This is a genomic window from Streptomyces sp. NPDC002817 (assembly GCF_053592055.1).
Genome location: NZ_JBSFUY010000084.1, coordinates 1 through 6,201, shown reverse-complemented (window position 1 = coordinate 6,201; position 6,201 = coordinate 1). Strand labels below are relative to the sequence as shown.

Sequence of the window (6,201 nt, the reverse complement as noted above, 5' to 3'; positions counted from 1 at the left end):
ACACCCACACCCTCGGACCAGCCCGTGCCATCAGCCGCCGCCGCGAACGACTTGCACCGACCATCCGGAGCCAACCCCCGCTGCCGACTGAACTCAGCGAAGATCGTCGAGTCGGCCATGACGGTGACGCCACCGGCGAGGGCCAGGTCGCTCTCGCCGCTCCGCAGCGACTGGGCCGCCAGGTGCAGGGCCACCAGAGAGGACGAGCAAGCGGTGTCCACGGTCACCGCCGGGCCTTCGAGGCCGAAGGTGTAGGCGAGGCGTCCGGAGGTGACCGCGGCCACGTTGCCGGTCAGCAGGTAGCCCTCGGCACTCTGCGGAGCGCGCCTGCCACCGCCGAGGTAGTCCGGCTGGGTGGCTCCGACAAAGGTCCCGGTGCGGCTGCCGCGAACGGACGCGGCGTCGATGCCGGCCCGTTCGAACGCCTCCCAGGCGGTTTCCAGCATCAGTCGCTGCTGCGGGTCCATGGCGACGGCCTCGCGCGGCGAAATCCCGAAGAACTCCGCGTCGAACTCCGCCGCGTCGTGGAGGAAGCCACCGTGTCGGGTGTACGACGTGCCGGGCCGGTCGGGATCGGGGTGGTAGAGCCGGGCGAGGTCCCAGCCGCGGTCGACGGGGAAGCCGGAAATGGCGTCGCCACCGGAATCCACCAACTCCCACAGCGCCTCTGGCGAGTCGACCCCGCCCGGATACCGGCACGCCATACCGACGATCGCGATCGGCTCGTCAGCATCGGCCGCAGGCGCCGCCGGCACGGTCGCGGGAGTGACGTCGGTCCCCTCGACGAGTTCGGCGAATTCATCGAGTTCGGCGAGCAGCAGGTCCGCGACAGCCCTCGGAGTCGGGTGATCGAAGACGACGGTAGTGGGCAGGGGGACCCCGGTGGCCGCCGTGAGCCGTCGGCGCAGTTCCACCGCCGCCATGGAGTCGAAGCCCGCGTCCTGAAAGGGCCGTGCGGGGTCGACGGCGCCCGTGTCGGAGTGGCCGAGAACGGCGGCGGCATGACCGGTGACCAGGTCGAGCAGGGTGCGGCGGCGGGCGCGTTCGGGCAGGTCGGCCAGGCGTCGGCGCAGTGCTGCGCGTGCTTCGGAGTGTTCGCCGTCGGCCGGTGCGGAGGGTCGGCGGGCTTCGGGGATCTCGACGAGTAACCGGGTCGGCCGGGCTCCCGTGAATAGGGGCGTGAAGCGTTTCCAGTCGAGGTCCATGACAGCGGCGTCCGAACGCCCCCGTCCCAGGAGCAGACCGAGGGCGCTGATCCCGGTCTCGGCGTCGAGCGGGCGGGCTCCGTGGCGTACGGCGTCGGCGTCGTCGTGGGCGGCCCAGGCGCCCCAGCGGAGATGGGCCGCGGACCGCGCCCGGCACAGGGCCGCGGTGCACGCGTCGGCCACGGCCTCGGCGATGTGGCCGACGGCTCCCAGCCAGCCCGTGGCCGGGGACAGGACCAGCTCGGTGCCGGTCGCGTCGAGCTCTCGCAGCGCCGCGTCCTGCTCGTCGAGAAAGGCCGCGAGGTGCGCGGCGGTCAGGTCTTCCAGCCGTACGGCGTCGCGGTGCGGGCCGACTTCGACGATCCGCTGGGCACCGCGTTGCCGTAACCGCTCGGCGATTGGGGAGAACGCCGTGCCGAGTCCACCGGTCGTCACGACCGTGGACGGTGCCTGCCAGGTGTCCCGGCCCAGCGGGGAGGGCGCGGCGGTGGACCGGACGAGCCGACGCGCGTGAACGGCCGAGGCGCGGAGCGCGACCTCGTGTTCTCCGCCGGGTGCGGCGAGGAAGGCACCCAAGCGTCGGCCCTCGGCGCTGTCCACGGTCGGGGGCAGGTCGAACAGGCCACCCCAACGGTCGGGGTGCTCCAGGGCGGCGACCCTGCCCAGCCCCCACAGCGCGGCCTGGCGGCTGTCCGGGCCCGGGTCGGCGTCCTGGGTGGCGACCGCTCCCCGGGTCAGGCACCACAAGGGAGCGGTGAGACCCGCGTCGCCCGACGCCTGGAGCAGGGACAGCGCCTGTGGCAGGGACCCGGGGTCACCGATCGCGAGCAGGGACAGTACGCCTGCGGGCTGCTGTCCGGTGGACTCGCGCAGGATGGCGGCGAGTCGTTCCCGGTCGTCGTCCGGGCCGACGTACAGCGGGACGATCCGGGCCTCGGCGTTCGCGTCCGCCAAAGTGTCCAGCCATGCACGGGACTCGGGGTCGTCCGCGAGGACGGTGAGCCACGTGCCGCGCAGGGGCCGGTCCGAGCCGGTGGTGACGGGCCGCCAGGCCTCCTCGTAGCACAGCGTCGCCGCATGGGTCGTACGGCGTTGGCGACTCCGCCAGTCCGCCAGTACGGGCAGGGCTGCGCGCACGACGGGCAGATCTGTGTCGGGGACGTCGAGTTCGGCGGTCAGCCTGGAGAGGTCGTCGGCGTCGACGGCCTGCCAGAACCGTGCCTCCGCCTCGGAGGCGGGCGCACCGGCGGGCGCGGTCCCGTCGGCCGTGGGCTGCCACCAGTACCGCTGGTGCTGGAAGGCGTAGGTGGGCAGGTCGACGGGCTGTCCGCCGGGCCCGAAGACGACCGCCCAGTCGACGGGGACGCCGCGCGACCACAGCTGCCCCAGCGCGGCCAACAAGGTTCGGGGTTCGGGCCGGCCGGCTCTGAGCGCCCCGACCACCGCCGGCTGTTCGTCGGACAGTTCGGCAGCCAGGCACTCCTCGACCATGGGGACCAGCACCGGCTGCGGGCCCAGTTCCAGGAAGGAGGTGACGCCTCGGGTGCGCAGGGCGGCGACCGTGTCGGCGAAACGCACCGGGCGCCGGATGTGGCGCAGCCAGTAGGCAGGTGTGCGCAGGTCGTCGCCGGTGGCCACTTGGCCTGTCACGTTGGAGAGCACGGGGAGGGTGGGCCGCTGGAACGTCAGGTCCTCGATGGTGTCCTCAAAGTCGGCGAGCATCGGTTCCATCAGCGGTGAGTGGAAGGCGTGCGAGACGCGCAGCCGCCGGGTCCGGCGTCCGACGGTGCTGAAGTGGTGGGCGATGCGCGCCACCTCGTCCGCCGCCCCCGAGACAACCACCGAGGACGGGCCGTTGACGGCGGCAATGCTTATGGCGTCCGTGAGGAGCGGCGTCACTTCCGCCTCGGCGGCTTGGATCGCGGTCATCGCCCCGCCGTCCGGCAACGCCTGCATGAGTCGGCCGCGTGCCACAACGAAAGCGGCCGCGTCGTGCAGTGACAGCACGCCCGCGACATGTGCGGCGGTGATCTCACCGACCGAGTGGCCCGCCACCGCGTCGGCGCGCACGCCCAGCGACTCGGCCAACCGGAACAGGGCCACCTCGACCGCGAAGAGAGCACACTGTGCGAACTCGGTACGGTCCAGCACATCGTCCGGCGCCTGCCACACCAGGTCCCGCAGAGAACGCCCGAGCAGCCCGTCGAAGGCCGCGCACACCTCGTCGAACGCTGCCGCGAACACCGGGAACGCGGCATACAACTCCCGTCCCATTCCCGGGTACTGTGCGCCCTGGCCGCTGAACAGCACGGCGGTGCGCGCACCGGGCCTCGCCCGGCCGGTCGGCTCGAACCCGCCCGTGGCTGCCTCCTCGAGAGCGGCCAGTGCCTCGACGGAGTCATGGGCGAGCACCACCGCACGGTGGTCCAGTGTGGCGCGGGTGGTGAGGAGAGCGCGGCCGATGTCGGTGAGCGTCTGGCCGGGATGGGCGGCGACATGGGCGCGGACGCGCTCGGCCTGGGCGGCCAGCCCCTGGGCGGAACGGCTGGAGAACAGCAGAGGGACAGGCAGGGCGGACGGCCCGGGGGGTGTCTCCGCAGGCGCCTCGTCGGCCGGAGGCTGCTCCAGAACGACGTGGGCGTTGGTTCCGCTGATCCCGAACGAGGACACACCTGCCCGACGGGGACGGCCCGTCGACGGCCACGGCCGGGGCGCCCTGAGTACCGCGACCCCGCCGGACTCCCACTCCACTTGGGGGGTGGGCTCGTCGACGTGCAGGGTGCGCGGGAGCGTCCCGTGGCGCATGGACATCGCCATCTTGATCACGCCCGCGACACCCGCCGCGGCCGCGGAGTGCCCGATGTTCGACTTCACCGAGCCGATCCACAGCGGCTCACCGGTCGTCGGGTCACCGCTGTCCGGTGCATTCGGTCCGCCGGGGGCCCGGGGCGTTGTGGGCTCGTCGTGGTCCAAGCTCGTGGCTTCGCCTTCGACCCGTGCCCGGCCGTATGCCTCCTGAAGGGCGCGGGCCTCAATCACGTCGCCGAGCCGGGTACCGGTGCCATGGGCCTCGACGGCGTCGACCTCGTCGGGGCCGAGCCGGGCGTCGGCCAGCGCGTCCTCGATCACGCGCCGCTGCGCCGACCCGTTCGGGACGGTGAGCCCGCTACTGGCGCCGTCCTGATTGACGGCCGTTCCACGGATCACCGCCCAAATACGGCGGCCGTCGCGCACCGCATCCGACAGCCGCTGCAGGATCAGAACGCCGGCACCTTCCGCCCAGGCCGTGCCGTCGGCTTCGGCGGCGAACGCCTTGCAGCGTCCGTCGGGGGCCAGTCCGCGCTGCCTGCTGAAGTCCACGAAGACACCGGGAGTCGCCATCACGGTGACACCGCCGACCAGGGAGAGCCCGCACTCCTGTCCGCGCAGGGCTCGTACCGCCAGATGCAGGGCGACCAGCGACGAGGAGCACGCCGTGTCGACAGTGAGGGTGGGGCCTTCCAGGCCCAGGACGTGGGCGACGCGCCCCGAGGTGACGCTTGCCAGATTGCCGGTCAGGGAGTAGCCCTCGGCCGCCTCGGGAACCTCTCCTCCCGGCGTCAGGTAGTCCGGCTGTGTCGCACCCACGAACACGCCCGTACGGCTGCCCCGCAGCACGGACGGGTTCAGGCCCGCGCGTTCGAGGGCCTCCCAGGACACCTCCAGCATGAGCCGCTGCTGAGGATCCATGGCTAGGGCTTCACGGGGCGAGATGCCGAAGAACTCCGCGTCGAAGTCGCCGGCGCCGTCGAGGAAGCCGCCCTCGCGCACATAGCAGTGTCCGGCGCGGTCGGGATCGGGGTCGTAGAGACCGGTCAGGTCCCAGTTGCGGTCGGTCGGGAACTCGGTGATGGCGTCGCCCTCCCGGACGACCAGGTCCCACAGGTCCTCAGGTGACGACACTCCACCGGGATAGCGGCAGGCCATGCCCACCACGGCCACCGGTTCGCCGTTCGCCTCCTCCAGTGTGCGGACCTGTTGCCTGGCCTTGCGCAGGTCCGCGGTGACGAGCTTCAGGTACTCCCGAAGCTTCTCCTCGTTGGCTCGGGATGCGCTCAATTGAGGCCCAGCTCCCTGTCGATCAGATCGAACATCTCGTCGTCCGAGGCCGCCGCCAGGTCGTCGGCGTCGTCGCTCGGGGCGTCCGGTTCCTCAAGGCTCCACAGCAGTGTCCTGAGGCGCTTGACCGTCCTGTCCCGGCCGCCGTTGTCCCCCGCGAACTGCTGGACGGCGGCGACCAGTTCGTCAAGCGGGTCGGCGACGGGCATGTCGGCGCCGTGCGGAAGCAGAGCGCCAAGGTGGCGGGCGAGCTCGGCAGGGGCCGGGTGCTCGAAGATCACGGTCGTGGGCAGGCGCAGCCCGGTGGCCGCGCCCAGCCGATTGCGCAGTTCCACCGCGCTCAGGGAGTCCAGTCCCAGGTGCGTGAAACCCCGGTCGGGGTCGATGGTGTCCGGCGTGCTGTGTCCGAGGACGGTGGCTGTGTGCGTCCGGACCAGGTCCAGCAGCAGGCGCTCGCGGTCCGCTTCTCCGAACGCGGCCAGCCGTTCGCCCAGCGACACCGGCGTACGCCCGTCCCCGCTCCCGGGGGTGGCGTGCGCGACCGCCCGCGCTCCCCTGCCACCGACCAGCCCGCGCAGGACCACGGGCCCCGCGTCCTGCGCCCCCTGCTCACGCAGCACCTGCCGGTCGAACGCCGCCGGCACCATCACAGCGGCGCCCGCCTCCAGCGCCCGATCCATCAGCGCCAGCGCACGGTCACTGTCCAGGGCGACCACCCCGAGCCGCCGCAGCCGTCCCTCGTCCGACGCGGACGTCATCTCACTCGTCTCCGCCCAGTGCCCCCACGCCAGGGATACCGCGGACAGACCCTCCGCGCGCCGATGTGCTGCCAGGGCGTCCAAGTAGGCGTTGGCGGCCGCGTAGTTGCCCTGTCCGGGGCTGCCCAGGACACCGGCGA

2 protein-coding genes and 1 pseudogene are annotated in these 6,201 nt (G+C 72.5%); all 3 read right to left on the bottom strand.

Annotation, left to right across the window (positions count from 1 at the left end):
• Nucleotides 1–1,388: beta-ketoacyl synthase N-terminal-like domain-containing protein (locus tag ACWD3I_RS48895; RefSeq protein ID WP_451084460.1), on the bottom strand; the 1,388-nt coding region annotated here is incomplete at its 3' end.
• Nucleotides 1,389–2,354: 966 nt separating this feature from the next.
• Nucleotides 2,355–5,303: pseudogene (locus ACWD3I_RS48890) on the bottom strand (type I polyketide synthase); the annotation flags it as partial.
• The coding region (locus tag ACWD3I_RS48885) for a beta-ketoacyl reductase (protein WP_451084459.1) at nt 5,300–6,201 on the bottom strand (902 nt) is incomplete at its 5' end. The pseudogene ACWD3I_RS48890 and the gene ACWD3I_RS48885, both read right to left, overlap by 4 nt.